Origin of the sequence: Bremerella sp. P1 (assembly GCF_028748185.1) — a bacterium.
Classification (GTDB): Bacteria; Planctomycetota; Planctomycetia; order Pirellulales; family Pirellulaceae; genus Bremerella.
On record NZ_CP118164.1, the window covers coordinates 1,896,273 to 1,914,355 of the forward strand.

Here is an 18,083-nt window from a genome sequence, read left to right on the forward strand (position 1 = left end):
AGTTATAGCAAGCTAGATTTAGCGATAGGAAATCGGGATATCGACGTAGTAGTCACCCTTTTCGTCGAACGTGAATTGTGACAACTGACGTAGCGTGATCCTCAAGGTGAAATCACCTGGCTGACGCGGTAGCAAGATCGGCACCTCGCGGGTAAACGACTCGCCGGGAGCCACTTTGTGCGGCACATCGGTTGCAGGCTTCCAGTTTGGAAGCTCATTCTCTCGATACCAACCAGGCACGATTTGAATCGCGTTCTGCCGCGAGTGCTCCCACGTCTCGGTACCTTCGTTGGTCACCGTCACTGGTACCACAAAATATGTCTGGGGGAAGCGTTTTCCACCCAACTGAAAGCGGTAGACACGATTCATTTCGGATGCCCGCTTCACCAGTTCTTCCTGATCGATTTCGATGGAACACTGGGGATCTTGCAAGACCGGTTGCTCCTGAACGATATCGAGCTGAACGTTCTGAAAATCGGGAATACGAACAAGATCGACCGGCCCGTAGACCCGCTTGTAGCACTGGGTGTACGTCAATGCAGCACCGATCAAAAGTATCCCGACCGCATAGTACATTCGTCTTCCCAGCAGAGGAAAACAAATCACCACGGCGGCCAACACCGTCCCCATGGCTTTGGAGTAACCACTGATGTCGATCCAGACGACCTCCGACATCAGCGATAAGATCAAGAAGTAGGGCAAGAGAATCAGCGACAGTGACAACTTGCGACGCACACACCACAGGACGACAAATCCCATGATCAGAACAACATAGTAAAACGGTCTGATCACATAGTCGGGCGCACGCATCGAAGACTTGAAGAAGGCATAGAACGGGTAGTCAAGCATGACCCCGCCCGACCCTTCCGATCCCGTCTGACCGAATACCGACCGCAAGTACATTTGCCAGGCAATGAAGACCGCACAAGGAATCAACAAGACGACCAGTTGCCATATCGGCGTCCGGTAGGCCCAAAAATTCCAAGCACTCGGTTTTCCACTCAGGATCGTCGACGGCAGCTCCGCTTCAGGCGTGACCATCAGCATGTCGGCCAAACGCTGCAGCCCGATCGCTCGCAAGATCGCAACCACCCAGCCTCCCGTGTCGGGATTCCCTTTCCAAGGCACCATTCCGGCAAGCGACGCGGCGAATATTGTCCCTGCGATCAGAAAATAGGGCTCACGGGTCAGACACATCAACGTGGCCGCTGCCGCATAGGCAAGCGGCATCCCTCGAATCATCGCCAGTATCGCGAGAATGAATAGGGCATCGGCCAGAGGGTCTGGCTGACCGTGCAAGAGGCAAATCGGTATCCCCACGTTTGCAGCCCAACCAAGGCACCACAGCGGAGAATAGCGATGTGCAAATAGCCAAGCCGCAAGAGCCCCCATTCCCAGCCCAACAAACGGCAAAGACGCAAACAGATAAGTATGGGGAGAAACATAGTCGCTGCCAGTCACCCAGCTGAACGCAGCCGCCACCAAGGGCAACCCAATTCGCTGGTAACGATACGGCGGAGCATCGATGTGTTCGTACGCGTCGGGATGGGGATCTAAGTAGTTTGCCTGGAGGTAATAAAACTGACCGTCCCAGCCAATTTCATGAACTGGGTAAACTCCCTTATCAACAAGCCGCTGGGGCACACCGAAGCGGTAACCGGGGAGAAGCATGCCATTCCACTCGTTGCAGTACCGACTATAGGCGGCAATGCAAAGCACGAGATACGCAATCGCGGTTCCCAATAGCGCCGTAATCACAAATACAGCAAGAATGCTACGAGAAGAAACTTGGCCTGCCTGACTTGAGGAATCCGAATCCATTCGAGACTTACCCGGCTTTACAAAACAATCATGAAGGTCCGATTCGTCTTCTCTGGCGTCATAACGAACCGTTGAGACGAGAAAACCGAACGGCGAAAGTAAGCAAGGCTTTGAATTGGAAAGATTGCGCCAGGCTTTCCCGATGCCATTGAAATCTCTTACCTGCTGGGCGAAGCAGCCGGCACGTTCCCCCTAGAATACATAGACTACCCGAGCCTAACGGATAATCAAAGATCGATATGCTTATCAAGACTTCTTGTGGGATCGCTTACCGTAACCATTTTTTCGGGGAACAACGAGAATTCTCGATCAAGATTGGCTCCCTAGCCTCGTGTAATCTGACAATCATCACGTTATAAAAGGGAGCATCTTTCAACAAGGATTGAAGCAACCAAACGGCCCCTGTGTTCCTTGGCTCGTTAAGAGTCATCGCGTGCGATTCACCGGACCAGCAACAGGATGTAGATAATGAAGCGGAACGTGCTTCGCGTGACGATTACTTTGGCACTTACCCTTTTTATTGCCATCGGTTGTGGCCGTCGGCGGCAAATGCCAAAAGTTGAACCGCCGGATGTAACCGTAGCCCCGGCCATCAAGCGTCAGGTGGTCGACTTCAGCGAGTACACAGGCCATATCGAGGCCGTTTCTTCGGTCGACGTTTACGCCAAAGTCTCCGGCTACCTCCAGAAAGTCGCTTTTGAAGACGGTGCGGTCGTCAAAGAGGGGGATCTTCTCTTCGAGATCGACAAACGAACCTATCAGGCCGAATACGATCAGGCGGTTTCCCAGAAAAAGCTTTATGTCGCCAAGAATGAGTTGGCTCAAGCGACCTTGGCACGCAATAAGAAGCTGGTCGGAAGTGGTGCGGTCAGCCAAGAACTTTTCGATGAAAGCGTCGCGGCGGCGAATGAGGCGGCCGCTCAGGTTGACGCCGCAGATTCAGAAATTGCCGCCCGAAAAGTCGACCTTGAGTATTGCACGATCGATGCCGCCATCAGTGGACGGATTGATCGAACGTACGTCACCGATGGAAATCTGATTCAAAGTGGCGTCGGAGCGCCGACACTGCTCACCACCATTGTTTCGGTCGACCCGATCTACGCCTACTTCGACGTCGATGAGCTCGCTTTGTTGAGCTATATCCAGCGGCATGATTCCGAGTCCAGCCTGAAAAAGGATGGCTCGCTCCGAGATCTGAAGATCCCGGTTCAAATCTATCTTGCCGATGACTCCGAGTACCCCCATCTGGGCACGATTGATTTCGGCTCGAACCAGGTCAACGCTGGCTCTGGTACCCTGACGGTTCGTGCCGTGATTCCGAATCCGGAGGCAGTACTTCGTCCGGGGCTTTTTGTTCGCGTGAAGGTTGCCGCCAAAGCCCCTTACGATGCCGTGCTCGTTCCCGAGAGCGCTATCGGTGCCGACCAAAGTGATCGGTATGTCTACATCCTTGATGAAGAGGGCAACGCCGAGCGTCGCAGTGTTCAGCTGGGCACCAAGCAAGGCTCTCTACGCGTCATTAAAGAAGGTCTTGCTGAAGGCGAGAAAGTCATTGTGAATGGGCTGCTGCTTGTGCGACCGGGCAAACCGGTCAAACCGCAGGACACGACCATGCCGGAACCTCCTCCGATCGATGACACCATCCTTCGCTCTGCCAGCGGCAACAAGGACCCAATGTCGAATCCGGCTCCGCAGCAACCCTCAAATCCGTCGAACCAGCCCCCTGCTCCAATGCCTGGTGGTTCCTAATCGCAAGTGCAACCTCGTTCGTTTGATCGCTCAACAACACCGACGAAAGATAGCAACGTGCTGGCTCGCTTTTTTATCGACCGCCCCATCTTTGCCTGGGTCATCTCTATCATCATCGTTTTGGCGGGTACGATTTGTGTCTGGATCTTGCCCATCGCTCAATATCCGGAAATCGCCCCTCCCACGGTTTCGGTTACTTGCCAATACCCCGGAGCAAGTGCGGATGTTGTCGCCGAGACGGTCGCCGCTCCGATCGAGCAACAGGTCGTCGGGGTCGAGGACCGCCTGTACATGTCCTCGCAGTCAGCGAGCGACGGAAGCTACACGCTCACCGTTACCTTCGCGCTGGGAACCGACCTGGATATGGCCCAGGTTCTGGTGCAAAACCGCGTCGCCCAGGCTACCCCGCTTTTGCCCGATGTGGTCAAAGCAACCGGCGTAACGACCAAGAAGAAGTCTCCCAATATCTTGCTCGCCGTGAACCTCTTTTCGGAAGACGATCCCGAAACCGGTAAGCCGATTCTCGATAACCTTTACCTGAGCAATTACGCCACGATTCAGATTCGCGATCAGCTTGCCAGCCTCGAGGGAGTGGGCGATGTGGGCATCCTTGGCCAGCAAGATTACAGCATGCGGGTCTGGTTGAATCCCAATGCTCTTGCATCGCGCAGCATGTCAGCCGGTGACGTTGTCGCCTCCTTGAAGGAGCAGAACGTCCAGGTTGCTGCGGGTCAGATCGGACAACCACCAGTCCCTCCAGGGCAAGAGATGCAACTGACGATGACAACCCTCGGGCGGCTGAAAACGCCTGAGCAATTTGAAGACATCGTCGTCAAAACGGGAAGCGATGGTCAAATCACACGGATTCGTGATATCGGCCACGTTGAACTCGGGGCCAAGAACTTGAATACGCTCTGCCGGTTCGACCAAAAGGCTTCGGCTGGGATCGGCATCTTCCAACTGCCTGGCTCCAACGCGCTCGATGTCGGCGATCGAGTGAAACAGAAGATGGAAGAGCTCAAGGAAAAGTTCCCGCCCGGCCTCAAGTACGAGATTGGCTACGATACGACACCATTCATCAAAGAGTCTGTGGAAGAGGTTTTCAAAACACTGCGCGATGCCATCATTCTCGTGGCCATCGTTGTGCTCTTCTTCCTCCAGGACTGGAAAGCCGTGATGTTGCCGCTGATCGACGTCGGCGTTTCGCTCGTCGGTACGTTCGCGATCCTGGCCATCATGGGCTTTACGCTTAACAACCTGACGCTGTTTGGACTCGTCCTTGCCATTGGGATTGTGGTGGACGATGCCATCGTCGTGCTCGAGAACATCGAGCGCTGGATCGGGATGGGCTACAAGGTCCGTGACGCAACGATTCATGCCATGGAAGAAATCACCGGCCCCATCGTGGCGATCACGCTCGTGCTTAGTAGCGTGTTTTTCCCTAGTGCGTTTCTAGGAGGCGTTACCGGACAGTTCTTCCGTCAGTTTGCTTTGACGATTGCCGCGGCCATGTTGATTTCGGCCATGAACGCCATGACGATGACACCGGCCCGAGCAACGTCGATCTTCCGCGATCCGAAGCCGGGCGAAGACCATACGCAACATCGCGAAGCGCTGCCTTGGTGGGGAATTGCCGCGCTGGGCGGTGTCCTCTTCGTCTGGCTGGGAAGCATTTTCCTCGGCGGTTCGAGCGCGCATGGCGAAGAAGGAATGGCCCTTTGGATGCAAGCCGCGCTGTTCGTCCCAGGCGTCGTCGTTGGCTACATGCTATCTCATACGGTCAACCTTGCCTTGGCCGCCGTGTTTGGCGTGTTCAATCGATTCTTTGATTGGGTGACCAACTTCTACGGCCGGGCAATCGCTTCTCTTCTTCGCATTAGTGTTGTGGCAGTGATTGTCTATGTTGGCCTAATCGGACTCACCGGCTATGGCTTCAACGCAGTGCCAGCAGGCTTCATTCCTACCCAGGATCAAGGCTACCTGGTTTTCGACGTACAGCTTCCCGACTCTGCTTCGCGGGAACGAACCGATGCCGTTATGACTCAGGTAGAAAAGATCGCCATGGAGACGCCTGGCATCGCCCACGTTGTCGACGTTTCGGGTCAATCCTTCGTGCAGAACGCGGTTAGTTCCAATCTCGGCGGTGGCTTCTTCTCCCTGGCTCCTTTCTCCGAAAGAACGAGCAAGGAAACCACGTCGGAATACATCGCCATGGAGCTTCGCAAGAAGTTCAGCAAGATCCAAGAGGCCCGCGTTTCGGTGTTCGAGGCCCCTCCCATTAACGGCCTGGGGAATGCTGGCGGCTTTAAGCTGATGGTCGAAGACCGAGGGGACAATGGCTATGCCGTGCTGCAGGCCCAAGCAGATCGTCTGGCCAATTTGGCCTTAGAGCAGCCCGGCATCGTGGTCGCATTCAGTACCTTCCGTGCCAATACGCCGCAATTGTTCGTCGATATTGACCGCGAGAAGTGCAAGAGCATGGGCGTCGAGCTAGACGCCGTCTTTGAAGCACTCCAGGTCTATATGGGTGGCTACTACGTGAATGACTTCAATCGTTTTGGTCGAACATGGCAAGTCAACGTCCAGGCAGATTCCAAGTTCCGCGTGAATGCTGAAACGGTCCGGCAGTTCAAAGTCAAAAGCGTGACTGGCGAAATGGTTCCGCTGGGTACCCTGTGCACGATTGAAGATAGCACCGGACCGATGTTCATCAACCGCTACAACAACTTCCCAGCTGCGGCTATCAATGGCGTAAACGTGCCGATCGTCAGCACCGGCGAAGTGCTGACGATGATGAACGATCTGGCCGCCCAAGAACTGCCAGCCTCGATGGAAGCGGAATGGACGGAAATCTCGTTTCTACAGGAACAGGCCAGTCAGTTTCAGTCGTTCAAAGATGTGCTGCAGAACCCGATCTCAGCACTTGTCGGTGCGGTGATCCTGGTTTACCTGATTCTGGCCGCACTTTACGAAAGCTGGGAGCTGCCCGTCACGATCATTCTGGTGGTTCCCATGTGCGTTCTGGCCGCACTCACCGGTGTCATGATCGCCCACATGGCGCTGAACATCTTCGTTCAAATCGGTTTTGTGGTGTTAGTGGGGCTGGCCTGTAAGAATGCAATTCTTGTGGTTGAGTTTGCCAAAGACCTGATGGAGAAAGAAAACAAGCCTCTCCTGGAAGCGACCGTTCAGGCTTGTATCGTCCGCTTGCGACCAATTGTGATGACCAGCTTTGCCTTTATCCTGGGCGTCGCGCCCTTGCTGTGGGGGCATGGTGCCGGGGCAGAGATGCGTTTCTCGCTCGGGGTCGCCGTGTTTAGCGGCATGCTGGGCGTGACCGGGTTTGGCCTGATCTTTACGCCAGTCTTCTTCTACGTCGTGATGAAGGTCTTGCAGAAAGAAGGGCTGTCGCCGATCCATAGCCAAGAGCCACAACCAGAACCGCCTTCTGAGCCATAAGACGAGCTCTATCAAAAAACAAACGCCGCTGAGAGAAGTAACCTCTCAGCGGCGTTTTCGATTGAGTCCGTTCTTCGCTTCCTTTAGGGAACGATATCTCCCAGCACGAGAATTTGACTTGCGCGGACGTTCGTACCTTGGTATTTGGGTGCCTTCAGTTCCTCCTCTGGGTTCTTCAGGCGGAAAGCAACCGGCTGACGATCAGGCTGGTCGGGATGGATTTCGACTGTAACCTCATGAACCTTATCCGGATCGAGGTCACCTGCCAGCGAAAGGGTCGCGATGCGGTGATAGGTGCAGTAACTATCGAACCGAGGTACAAGCTTCTCACGGGGCTTACCATCGACCGTGATGATAACCTGGCCACCATCGGGCCCAAGCAAGTCGTACAACTTGGCAGACGAACCTCGAAAGCGGAACGTCAGCTTGCTGCCTGGCTCGGTCGCCTCATAGATCTGCCCCATGCGATTACCAAATCGCTTCTGAAGCGTGGCATCTTCCGACAACGCTTTCCAATTTCCGCTCAGCATGTCTGGGTTGATCGGCACCATCTTGGCGGCTTGCCAATGGTCGCTGACGAACGCACTTGCCAGCTTGGCCTGATGATCGACAGGATGAGCATCGGCTGCCATCTGCTGGATCGCATTGGCGAGTACTTCGGTGTAGATCTCATGGCCAGCGTCCAAGGGATGAACACCATCCTTTGAGAAATGGATCTTGCCTTCCTCAGGTTGGTCACTCTGGAAGGTGAGCTTGCCATCCGATTCCAGTTCGACAATCTTCTTGGCGAAGTTCACCGAAGGAATTCCGTAATGGTCGGCCAATAGTTCCATCGCGGATGCTGCCTGAGGACATTCCCCTTTGCGAAGTGGTTCTTCGTAGTTCACGCGATACGTATAAACAAAGCAGATATCGGTCTTGGGATTCGTTTCCCAGGTCTGACGGACGATCCCCTCCATCGCCTTCCAAATGCGATCGGGCGACGCACCACCATCATTCACGGCGAACTCAACAAACAGAAGATCTGGCTTGTGCCGTAAGGCATCTCGTTCTAAACGAAATACACCCAAGTCACTGCCAGTGCCGCCAATCGCCGCGTGAATCTCCTCGATCGTCGCGTCTGGATATTTCTCCTTCAGCCAAGCCGTCGTCTTCACACGCCAGCCATTGGCAGCCGTAATCGACCCGCCAAGATAGGCAACACGAACCGTCTCGCCTGCTTCAAGTTTTGCCAGCACATTGCCCAAGCCATCGCGAGGCTTCACAAGCTCTGCTTGCACGGCATGATAGGTGGGATCTGCCGCCGAAATCGCAGGGAACAGGGCTACCAGGGAAAGTGCCAAAACGGCAAACACGGTTTTCATAAGGAAGGCTCCGTCGAGGTAGGTTATCAGAGGGCTCTTTAGTCTAATTGCGCTGGTCAAGGTTTGCGAGACAACCAACAAGAAGCCCAGGTTGGCGACAACCTGGGCTAAGTTTGGGAAATTGCAGCAATTAGAGGTCGCGACTACCCAAACAACTTGGCAATCGGTTTTCCACCGTCGGTGATGGGCACAGGCCGATCTCCGTCGTAGAGCGACTTCGCGTAGTCAATTCCCAGCGAAGCATGAATGGTCGCAAAGAAGTCCGGCACTGATACGGGATCAGAAACAATCTTCTGCGAAAGCTCATCCGTTTCGCCGTACGCTCCTTGATGCTTGAGGCCACCACCGGCCAGCACACAAGTGAACGCTGAGCCTTGATGCCCGCGTCCGCCGCCACCATCGAATTGAGGAGGTCGACCGAACTCGGTTGTGATGACCACGAGCGTCTTATCCAACAGCTTCTGGTTCTCCAGGTCGAGAATCAGCGTGGAGACGGCATCGTCCATTTCACGAATCAGCTTGTGCTGATCGAGAATGCCTCGATTGTGCACGTCCCACCCTGCTCCGTTGAGGAAATTGAGGTTGTGAGATACCTCAATGAAACGGACACCTCGCTGGACGAGTCGACGCGAAAGCAGACACCGTTGCCCGAACTCACCTCCGTAGCTCTCCCGCAACTCGGCCGGTTCACTATCGAGGGCAAAGCTCTTCATGAACTCAGGTCCACTCAGCTTCAGGCTCAGTTCAGCCGCCGCTTCGTAGTCACGCAACCGGGAATCCACTGTTTCTGGTTGGACACCGCGAAGAGCCGTCAGATACTTTTCACGACGCAACTGCCGTTCTGGCGTGATGCCATCGGGACGAGAAAGACCAGCCGGTCCCCGTCCCGTCTCAGTGAGATACAGGTAGCTATGCTGGGCGCCGAGGAATCCAGGGCCCCGCGAACTATTGGGATAACCAATCAGTACGTAGGGAGGCGCCGTCTCCGAAACGGCTCCCCGCTCGTGAGCGATAATTGAGCCAAGCGAAGGATACACGACCGTGCCACTCACCGGGCGGCCCACATGCATCCAGTTCGTCGCCGCGGCGTGTTCGTCAATCACCGAGTGATTCACCGTACGGACCGCCGTGACTCGATCCATGATCGAAGCCACCTTGGGAAGATGCTCACAAAGCTCCACTCCATCGACAGCCGTCGGAATCGAGTTGTAGTAGGAACCTGCCTGCTTCTTGCTAGGATCGCCCTTACGCTTGGGGTCAAACGTATCGATCTGCCCCATCCCGCCGCCAAGCCAGATCGAGATCACATGTTCGGCCTGACCTTGGATGCGCTGGCCTGCGGACGACGCCCAGGCGGGAGTCGCGGCCATACTCGCGGCAACGGCACCAGTCGCCAGGAATTCACGTCGGTTTAAAGCTGGGCTATTCATAAAACTTATCCTTCTATCGGTCTTCATTGTTTTGTAGGAAGTACTCGCGAAACACCATCAACGCTACGGCATCCATACGAACTCCTTTAGGTTGACGACACTCCAGACAAAGTCTTCGTAGCGCATCCGCCAGTCCGACTGAAGACGCGGATCGGCAGGCGGGCCCTGACGAACGCGTTTGGCATGTTGCTGCTGAATCGTATTCGCTTCCGATCGCAAGTGATTGGACCACGTGACCTGCGGCAACCGCTCCCAGGGCTGCGGCGGCACCACTTCACTCGGCGGAACCAGGCGATCGGCGAAGCCATCGGCTAGTCTCTCATGAAATAGCGATCGTTCCTCGGCCGTTGGGTATCGACTTAAGAACCGCAAGAAGACGGAATCGATCAAGGCATTGACCGATTTCGCCTCCACCGCCAAATCAGCCAATTCGGAATTGCAGGCGGCTTTCGTCAAATTGATGGTCAGGCTACTATTCGCCATAACGGCTGGCTGACGCACATTCGGATCGGTTTCACGGTCCGTCTTGGGTGCCTGACGATCGGCCGACCATCCAAACGCCGTGAGCACTTCCGTAACCATCGCCGCATAGGGAAACGTCAAGCTCGGCCGATCACGTTCATTCGAGAGACTGACGAACATCCAGCTGCGATGCGGAGTACCGAAGTTATTCCGGCTACCGGCTGCACGCCGCCCATCAGGATCGACCGTCATCATTTCGACATCCATGGAATGCCCTGTAGCGACATACAAGGAGTCGACAATTTGTTCAGCCGTCATACGGCGACGTTCCGGGGCATTGAACAGACGCTGAGCTGGCTCGGCAGTCAGATTCTCGCCGATCGCTTCCTGCTGATAGAGATCTGACATCATGATCACTTTCACAAGGTGCTTAATGTCATAATCGTTGGCCACAAGCTCCTTGCCCAGCCACTCGAGTAGCTCCGGATGGCTCGGCGGATTGCCTTCCCAGTCGTATGGCAACTCGACAAGGCCCGCACCAATCAACCGGCGCCAAACGCGGTTTGCGATCACCTGTGAGAACCGCGTGTTCTGCGGTGCGGTGATCAACGTCGCCAGCTTCTCGCGACTATCCTCCTTATTCTGCATTAAGCTCCACAACTGCTCGTTGTCATCGGCACCTGTCAACTTGGCGAAGGGCCATGTCGGCGTTACAGGCTCGCCCGGTTTCAGGGTGACTTCAATCAACGACTCTCGCTCTTTGTCTTCAAAGAAACCTGGTGGAACCGTACTCGACTTGGGCACGGTCACCGACTTCCGAGCGAACATGGCAGCGAGCGAATAGAGATCACGCTGGGTTGTGGAATGATAGGGCGAGTCGTGACATCGAGCACATTGCATCTCGACCCCCAAAAACGCACTCGCGACGACATGTCCCTTGGCAGCAAACGGCGAATCGTTTTGGGCTGCTTGGGCGAAGCCCGCGCTACCTCCCTCGGGTCCACTGCCTCGCATCATCATCAGTTCGGTGACCATGCGATCGATCCCCTTGTCATCGACAAGCGAATCGTAGAGGAACCAGCGGAAGGGCCCCGTTGCGTTAAGAGTCGCGTTGATCATCGTCGGGTTCTCGGCCAACAGATCCTGCCAGTAGCTGACCCAGTGGTCCGCCCAGCGAGGATCGGCGAGTAAGCGATCGATCAGTTTCTCTCGCTTGTCAGGGGAGTCGTCCTTTAGAAACGCACTGACATCGGCCTCGGACGGGACGACCCCGATCGTATCGAGGTAAGCCCGGCGAATGAACGTGGCATCATTCACGACTGGGGCCCGCGTGGTTCGATCTTCCGACACAGATGGCTGAGGCCACTTTGCTCCATCGGTGATCCACTTTTCGAGTATCTGGATTTTCGCTTCCGGAACAGGATTCCCTGTCGGTGGCATTCGCGTCTCTTCATCCTTGCTTCGCATACGAGTAATCATCTCACTGGCATGCGGATCGCCCGGTTTGATGGCCGGCTCGCCGGAAAAACCTCCCAGCACAGCCAGTTCACGATCATTCAGCGAAAGACCTCCCTTATCCTTCTCACCGTGACATCGAAAACACTCACTGCGAAGAATGGGAAGCACCTTGGAATGAAAGTGATCCGATTCCGACATTGGTGTATCGCCACGGGTGGCTTTTACTTCTTCAATGCGAGCCACAATAAAGGCGTCCACCGGGTGCTTCACTTCAGCCGCTGCCGCTGGAATGGTCGGCTGCGGATTCTGAGCAACCCAGTCGCGGCCCTGCTCGTGTCGCTCCTCCCATCGCTTATCTTGAAGCGCAGCAGCAACGTGGCGGTTCTTCGTATTGAGCCGCGACATGGAAGCCGCAATTTGCTCCAGTTCGGCCTCGACAGCGGAGTCTGTCAAAGGGAGCGGATCACCTGCCAGGTTCACCGGACGCAATACCGAGAAGGTCTCTTCGCCATCGGTACTGATCGCCACGGTCAGTTCACCAGGCTCTGGTCGAAAACGCTTCCCACCGGCGATCGCTTCCACAACGACTCGGACCGGCCCTGCCTTCTCAATCGAGACGGTCTCTTTGACTTCCTTGCAGCGATGCCACTTCGGCCGATGCCCTGGAGCAGGCGGTTCCGAGACCGGAGTAATTTCCTCTTCGCCATCCGGCGAACCCGAAAGAGGTGCCGTCTTCGCAATCAGCTTGCCATCGACCCATACCCGCGACATACTTCGGGCACGTAAAAGTAGCGTATGCTCGCCTTGAGGGAGCATCACATCGCCTGCCATACGAATCACCACAGGAGCTTTCCAGGCGGTACGAATTCCCCAGTCGTCGTATCGCACGGGAAGTTGGTCGAGCAAGAATGACTTGCCTGTCCACCGCGCCGCGACATCGGGGAAAGACTCGTCTGTCATCAACCATCGATCATGGGCGGGAAAATCCTCATGAAAAGTCACCTGAACTTCGTTGGGGGTAAGGAAACCCAGTGCAGGCATCGTTTCCGGTGCGGGACCGATAATCTTTCGCTCGCCCTCAAATCGAAAACGCTTCTTCAGCGTCTCGTCACTCAGAATCTCGCGATGAATGGCAATCGAGTCGAGTCCACCACGGAAACTCGCAGTTGATGCGCCTCCCATCGACGAACCGATCCAGATTTCGTCATTATCGACGATCGGCGCGTTCTCGGTTGCACCACCCATATCCCAGAAGCCATCCACCTTCTGTCCGTCGATCCAAGTGCCAACACTTTTCGGTTCGCCAAACCGATAGGTTGCGGCAACATGGTGCCAACCGCTACGAGGGACAAAACCACCGCGTGATGTCCAGCGATGCCAATGGCCTTGGCCGCTCGCAGAGTTTGGCGTGGCAAAGAGAAAGCTCACGCACGCTTTGCCATCAAGACGTCGAATACGGAGAGCCCAGTTTTGATTGTCTCGAGCGAAACCAGCGCGATTCGTTCGGCCCTTACCAATCACATAGGTATTTTCCCCTTCGCGTAGTTCGCGGACATTGACCCATGCTTCCAGGGTAATCTCGTCTCCGTTGGTGAAATCAAACGGGCTGAGTTCACCGGGATCGGAAAAGACGAAGCGAGCACCACTTCCGTCAAATTCGACGGCCGTATTATTGACCGGAAAATCGGGAAAACTTGGCGGCCGGGGCCCCGGCACATCACGATGGACACCACCAACAGATCGCAGTGGTGTCTCCTCTTCAGTTCCAAATTCCCAACTTGCCGCAGGCTCTTCTGCGATCACAAGCGATGTGTTCCATGTCGCCAGTAGCAAACACAGAATCAAGGTTGCACGGATAAGATTCATAGGATGGCCTTCCTAAATCGTCTTCATGGTGGGAGGTGGTTGGCGGGCAAGGCGTGGCAAAAAGTCGAGTCTTAGTCTTTCAGTTCCAGCGTGAATTGATTTTCACCGTCGGATACAACTTCTGCCGTGAGTTCGCTGGTCGCGAAGCTGGTGTACTTTTTCGGAATCAATGACTTGGGCACCGCCATTTCGGTATTCGCGGCGGTCTCGGCCATGGTGCCCGCATCGGCTTCGGTTGCGGTGACCGAAACCTGATGCGTTCCGACGATAGCTCCATCGCTGCTTCCATAGGTCGAGAGCGAGAAACTGCCATCGGATTGGATCTCGCCGGTTGCTGGCGAGCCGGCCTGGGGACGAAAACTAACACGTCCATAAGGAAGTGGCTTGCCGTTGTAGGTAACAACACCTGTCACAGGTGCGGTCTCTAATCCCTGCTGTCCAAAGCAACCGGAACAGAGCATCAAACCAGTCGAAGCCAAAAACAGTAAGCTGAATAAACGCATATGGATCTCCATAAATCATCGATGAGGCACGATGATGAAGTCTTCAAATTAAGTGGCAAGGTGTCAGGTAGGCTTAAGGAATGGAGTGCGTTTCACCACCATTGATCGTGGCGACCGCCCGGTAAACATCAAAGTTGATGGTCTCTGGCAGGAAATGAACGCTGCCATCGGCCGCAGCAAAATTGGCACCACCGGGATGCTTGCTGGTAAACGGAAGGTGATTGAACGCAATCCCATCGTTTCGATCACGACGGGAATTGATGGTGTCTTCGTAAATGATCTTCAAGTTGTAAAGTGCGCCGTTGACGGTACTGGTCGTCCCCGCAATCCAGACGCGCACATTGCCAGGAAATCCGCTGTTCACGCCAGTACGATCACTGTGCGTATAGTCGCCAATCATGATGGTGTTGCTCAGCCCATCGACAATATCTGCGGCACGGCGTTCGCCATTGATCCGAAAGACACCGTTGGAGGTGATCATCCCATGCCCTGCATTGCCCGGTAGGTTCTGATCGAGAGTGGAATCGTTGAAATAGACACCAGCGATACCTTGGTAGGTGAACAGGGCTCCATCGGAAAAGAGCGAGCCGGACGTATTGGTGGAAGCGCCATTGAAACTGGGACAGATGTAACCATCGACGACCGTTCGGCGGATATCTTGATGCGCGGCCGCCAAGGGATTCAGTGAAAAGTTGTACTGATCGTACAACGCGTTCTGCTCAATGAAAGGCAAAATGGCCACGGCCCAACCGTGCGAGTCCCACTGGCCAGACTGCAGCTTGTAGTAGGAACCGGGCGGGAAACTGCCCTGGCTGATGTCCATATAGTTGTGGCAGGCAAGACCCATCTGCTTGAGGTTGTTCGAGCATTGCATACGACGCGCGGCTTCGCGGGCCTGTTGCACGGCCGGCAGCAAAAGTGCGATGAGAATCCCAATGATCGCGATGACCACCAGAAGTTCGACAAGTGTGAAACCGGACTTACGTGATCGGCAGAATGATTGATGCATAAATGGCGTACTTTCGAGGCGGGAAAAAGGCATGACAAACAGGAAGTGAAGGCTGGCCGGAAATGTAAAAAGGATGTGTTCGGTCTTCAGCCACAATTAGTGCTAAGTGAGCAAACAGGAGACAAGGTGTTACCAACACGCAACCGGGAAAGGCTCACGCTAAGATTCAACCTCCGGAAACCCTGCGATAAACGTGGGGTCGACGATGTCGTCATCGTTCAAGGCGTCTTGGAAAAACAATCCATCGACAGCGGCTCCCTCTTCGCAACCCAGATCGGACAAGTCGATGCCCACGGCGATCGCGTGGAATTTGACCGCTTGAACCACGGGAGTCGAAGGGAACGCTTCCAACTCGGCAAGCGAACGGGGAACTTTGTCAAACTTCTGCAGGTAAAGAGTCTGCACTTGCAGTGCTTCTGGCGACTCCAAGGTAAGGTCGTAAGAAGTAATAGTGTGCGAATGCAAACCCTCTCGAAACTCGAGCGGGCTGATATGAAACGCATCTCCGACAAGCGGGTTCGAGAACATTTGAAGCTCGAAGAAGACAACGTCTGCTCCAGGCCCGTTCTTAACCGGTCGGTCAAATCGAACCGCGATTCCAGGCGTTCCATATTGCCCTGCTTCATCATTGCCGATGAGGCGAGGACTCTCGGTTAGCGGTTGCCGGCTTCCACCGATATTGATGACGCCAGAACGGATGCTTCGATCCGAGGCCAAACTCTTATGAACGCCCGGCAATTGGCGATCTCCGATGAGATAGCCATGGCTGTCCTGGGCATGAAAATGCGTAACTTCGGAGCCAATGAGATCCTCAACAGGGTAATCGTACCGCTTGCCACCGCGCTGAACCTGAACGCTGACCAATTCATCGGCGCGACCATCCTCAGACATCGTCGCTTCGTAAGAGACGACTCGATCAGGCAGATACCGTTTGTACTGATCGGCCTTGAAGGGAACGGCGACTGCGACCTGGGGATCGACATGCGAAAACCGTCGAGCATCCGTAGAATTAAGACGCAGTCCGGAGCCGTCAACGTCTACTTTAGCAGTCGTCTCTTTTCCGTAGATATCCGCGGCACCTTCAACAACTTGCACCTCGGTGGCATTGTCTTCCAGGACATGGACAGAGAACCGCGTCCCTCGGTCGACGACGTTTACCTCAGGCGTCTCGACCAAAAAGCCTTCGGCGCCTTCCGGAGCATGCACGCTGCAACGCCCGATATCGAGAGCAAGCTTCTCCCTGGACACAACGCGAAAGACTGCCGGTCCTTCAATGATTGCCGATGCGCCTTTCGCAAAAGCGAGTTCCACCATCCCTTCCATCAACACATAGTCGCGCTGCTGCATCGGGGAAGAGTAAATCTTGGGAGGCATTTCACCGAAGAATCGAGCATGGGCCAGGTTGGCGAACTGTACGCCGCTGACTTTCTGCTGTTGGAAACTCCGCTCTGAATTCGCGAGTTGGGAGCCTGGGCTTTGTACGACACGGTTTGTGCCCAACGGAAGCATGGTTCCGACGAAAAAGGCGATCGGCAGCAAAATGGCGATTGCCAACCCTGATTGCCACAGGGTAATGCCTGAGTCTCGGATGGTGGTTGTTCGATCGTCACGCGACGCGAGCTCGGCGAATGATTCGTCACTTGCCTGAAAAGCAACTTCCGGCAAGTCCTCATGGATTTGCAATGCGTCTAGATAGAGTTGTCTCGCTTGGGGATCTTCTTGAAGAAGTTGGTCGAGATGATCGAATTGCTCATCGGTAATCGATCCATCGATAAGAGCCGCGATCAGATCGCTCAATTGACGATTGTCGTTAGGGTTCACTTCACTCATGATGTGCCCTCCGCAGCAAGCGACTTTTTTACACAGGCAGCGAGCAGGTATCGAATTCGAGCCAAGGAACGATAGAGCTTCGCCACTGGCTCTTCAATTCTCTGGGCCAGGCTTTCCACTGTTTCTTCGCTGAAGTATCGCAACTCAACCAATCGTCGATCCTGATCTTCTAACTTGTGAAGACATCCGGCGAGGGCCGCTTTTCGCTGTTCGGACAACTGCTGATGTTGTTGATATTCGGCAGCGATCGCCTCGACCACTTCCTCCGAAAAATGACGCCTTCGCGTCTTGGCTCGCTTTCGATGCTGCAAGACCTCATACAGAGCGAAACGGCAAGCCCAGTTAAAGAAAGGTTGAGTCGAATCGTATTGATCAAACTTCCGCATCAGGGCAATTGCGGTCTCCTGGAGAATGTCGTCAACATCGGCCATAACGGGCACCAGCGCGCAGACATACCGCCGCAAGCGACCTTCGTCCTTGGCATACAAACGAACGAACTCTTCATTCTGCCTGGTGATTTTCACGGGTACTCCGCCTTTGCCTTACACCTGAGTCATCCTGAGACCAATCAATTCTCGCTGGAAAATCTAAAAACTTACACTTACCGGAGACCAAGCTACCGAGAAAAACAACGTAACTCCTTGTTAATCCGTTACTTGAGACTGTACCTTCCAACAAAAAAATCCATTCAAACTTGCACGAAGCGATCGAATCAGCGTCGGATTCATCACCTACTCGCTCGGCCCAACTCGACGGATCCGGGGGATGCGGAAACTAACGGACAAACCTGATCACAGACCAGTGTTTACCTATCATTAACACGCTAGAGAGGCACTTCCCAGACGATCAAGGATGCCTAAGAGGGTGGAGTTCCATGGGTTCTACTGCGGACACATTCCACCACAAACCTTTTACAAGCAATGACTTACAGCACCAACCGCAATCCTTTGAGACAATTAGATCTTGCCGACCTCTGCTGAAAACGGGTCTCACATGATCGTCGTCTATATTCACGCTCCACCATCACTGCGCTAACACATCCTTAACAGTTGCCTCTTAGACTCAGTCGTTTGAAGTCCCGCCCAGCTTGCCATCAGGTAAGTAGGAAGGAACTTCTTTTGACTGACCTAAC

10 protein-coding genes are annotated in these 18,083 nt (G+C 54.6%); 2 read left to right on the forward strand and 8 right to left on the reverse strand.

Features of this window, described 5'->3' with window-relative positions; translation table 11 throughout:
• Nucleotides 1-18: 18 nt before the first annotated feature.
• Nucleotides 19-1,821 (reverse strand): hypothetical protein, encoded by a 1,803-nt coding sequence (locus PSR63_RS07790; RefSeq protein ID WP_274332173.1) that lies wholly within the window; start codon nucleotides 1,819-1,821, stop codon nucleotides 19-21.
• Between the two features lie 468 nt (nucleotides 1,822-2,289).
• Between PSR63_RS07790 and PSR63_RS07795 the strand changes: the two genes are divergently transcribed.
• Both PSR63_RS07795 and PSR63_RS07800 read left to right on the forward strand, forming a co-directional pair.
• A complete protein-coding gene (locus PSR63_RS07795; RefSeq protein ID WP_274332175.1) occupies nucleotides 2,290-3,570 on the forward strand; it encodes an efflux RND transporter periplasmic adaptor subunit in 1,281 nt (426 codons plus the stop codon).
• A gap of 57 nt (nucleotides 3,571-3,627) precedes the next feature.
• Nucleotides 3,628-7,029, forward strand: coding sequence for an efflux RND transporter permease subunit (locus PSR63_RS07800; protein WP_274332177.1), 3,402 nt, complete (start codon nucleotides 3,628-3,630; stop codon nucleotides 7,027-7,029).
• Between the two features lie 83 nt (nucleotides 7,030-7,112).
• On the opposite strand, the gene PSR63_RS07805 is transcribed toward PSR63_RS07800, so the two are convergent.
• The 7 genes from PSR63_RS07805 to PSR63_RS07835 form a co-directional block, all read right to left on the reverse strand.
• A complete protein-coding gene (locus PSR63_RS07805; protein ID WP_274332178.1) occupies nucleotides 7,113-8,393 on the reverse strand; it encodes a GDSL-type esterase/lipase family protein in 1,281 nt (426 codons plus the stop codon).
• Nucleotides 8,394-8,536: 143 nt separating this feature from the next.
• Entirely contained in the window at nucleotides 8,537-9,763 is a 1,227-nt protein-coding gene (locus tag PSR63_RS07810) for a DUF1501 domain-containing protein (RefSeq protein WP_443111115.1), read from the reverse strand.
• A gap of 123 nt (nucleotides 9,764-9,886) precedes the next feature.
• Entirely contained in the window at nucleotides 9,887-13,609 is a 3,723-nt protein-coding gene (locus tag PSR63_RS07815; RefSeq protein ID WP_274332180.1) for a DUF1553 domain-containing protein, read from the reverse strand.
• 71 nt (nucleotides 13,610-13,680) lie between these two features.
• Nucleotides 13,681-14,112, reverse strand: coding sequence for a hypothetical protein (locus tag PSR63_RS07820; RefSeq protein WP_274332182.1), 432 nt, complete (start codon nucleotides 14,110-14,112; stop codon nucleotides 13,681-13,683).
• Between the two features lie 73 nt (nucleotides 14,113-14,185).
• Nucleotides 14,186-15,121, reverse strand: coding sequence for a DUF1559 domain-containing protein (locus tag PSR63_RS07825; protein ID WP_274332184.1), 936 nt, complete (start codon nucleotides 15,119-15,121; stop codon nucleotides 14,186-14,188).
• A 159-nt stretch (nucleotides 15,122-15,280) separates the two neighbouring features.
• Nucleotides 15,281-16,951 carry a FecR domain-containing protein gene (locus PSR63_RS07830; RefSeq protein WP_274332186.1) on the reverse strand — a complete coding sequence of 557 codons (1,671 nt, stop codon included), beginning with the start codon at nucleotides 16,949-16,951 and terminating at the stop codon, nucleotides 15,281-15,283.
• Nucleotides 16,948-17,475: a sigma-70 family RNA polymerase sigma factor gene (locus tag PSR63_RS07835; RefSeq protein ID WP_274332188.1), complete on the reverse strand. Its 528-nt coding sequence runs from the start codon at nucleotides 17,473-17,475 to the stop codon at nucleotides 16,948-16,950. The genes PSR63_RS07830 and PSR63_RS07835 overlap by 4 nt, the downstream gene beginning before the upstream one ends.
• Nucleotides 17,476-18,083 lie beyond the last annotated feature (608 nt).

Coding starts and splice junctions, on each gene's coding strand:
- PSR63_RS07790 (WP_274332173.1), bottom strand. CDS start 1,821: ATGGATTCGGATTCCTCAAGTCAGGCAGGCCAAGTTTCTTCTCGTAGC.
- PSR63_RS07795 (WP_274332175.1), top strand. CDS start 2,290: ATGAAGCGGAACGTGCTTCGCGTGACGATTACTTTGGCACTTACCCTT.
- PSR63_RS07805 (WP_274332178.1), bottom strand. CDS start 8,393: ATGAAAACCGTGTTTGCCGTTTTGGCACTTTCCCTGGTAGCCCTGTTC.
- PSR63_RS07810 (WP_443111115.1), bottom strand. CDS start 9,763: ATGGCCGCGACTCCCGCCTGGGCGTCGTCCGCAGGCCAGCGCATCCAA.
- PSR63_RS07815 (WP_274332180.1), bottom strand. CDS start 13,609: ATGAATCTTATCCGTGCAACCTTGATTCTGTGTTTGCTACTGGCGACA.
- PSR63_RS07820 (WP_274332182.1), bottom strand. CDS start 14,112: ATGCGTTTATTCAGCTTACTGTTTTTGGCTTCGACTGGTTTGATGCTC.
- PSR63_RS07825 (WP_274332184.1), bottom strand. CDS start 15,121: ATGCATCAATCATTCTGCCGATCACGTAAGTCCGGTTTCACACTTGTC.
- PSR63_RS07830 (WP_274332186.1), bottom strand. CDS start 16,951: ATGAGTGAAGTGAACCCTAACGACAATCGTCAATTGAGCGATCTGATC.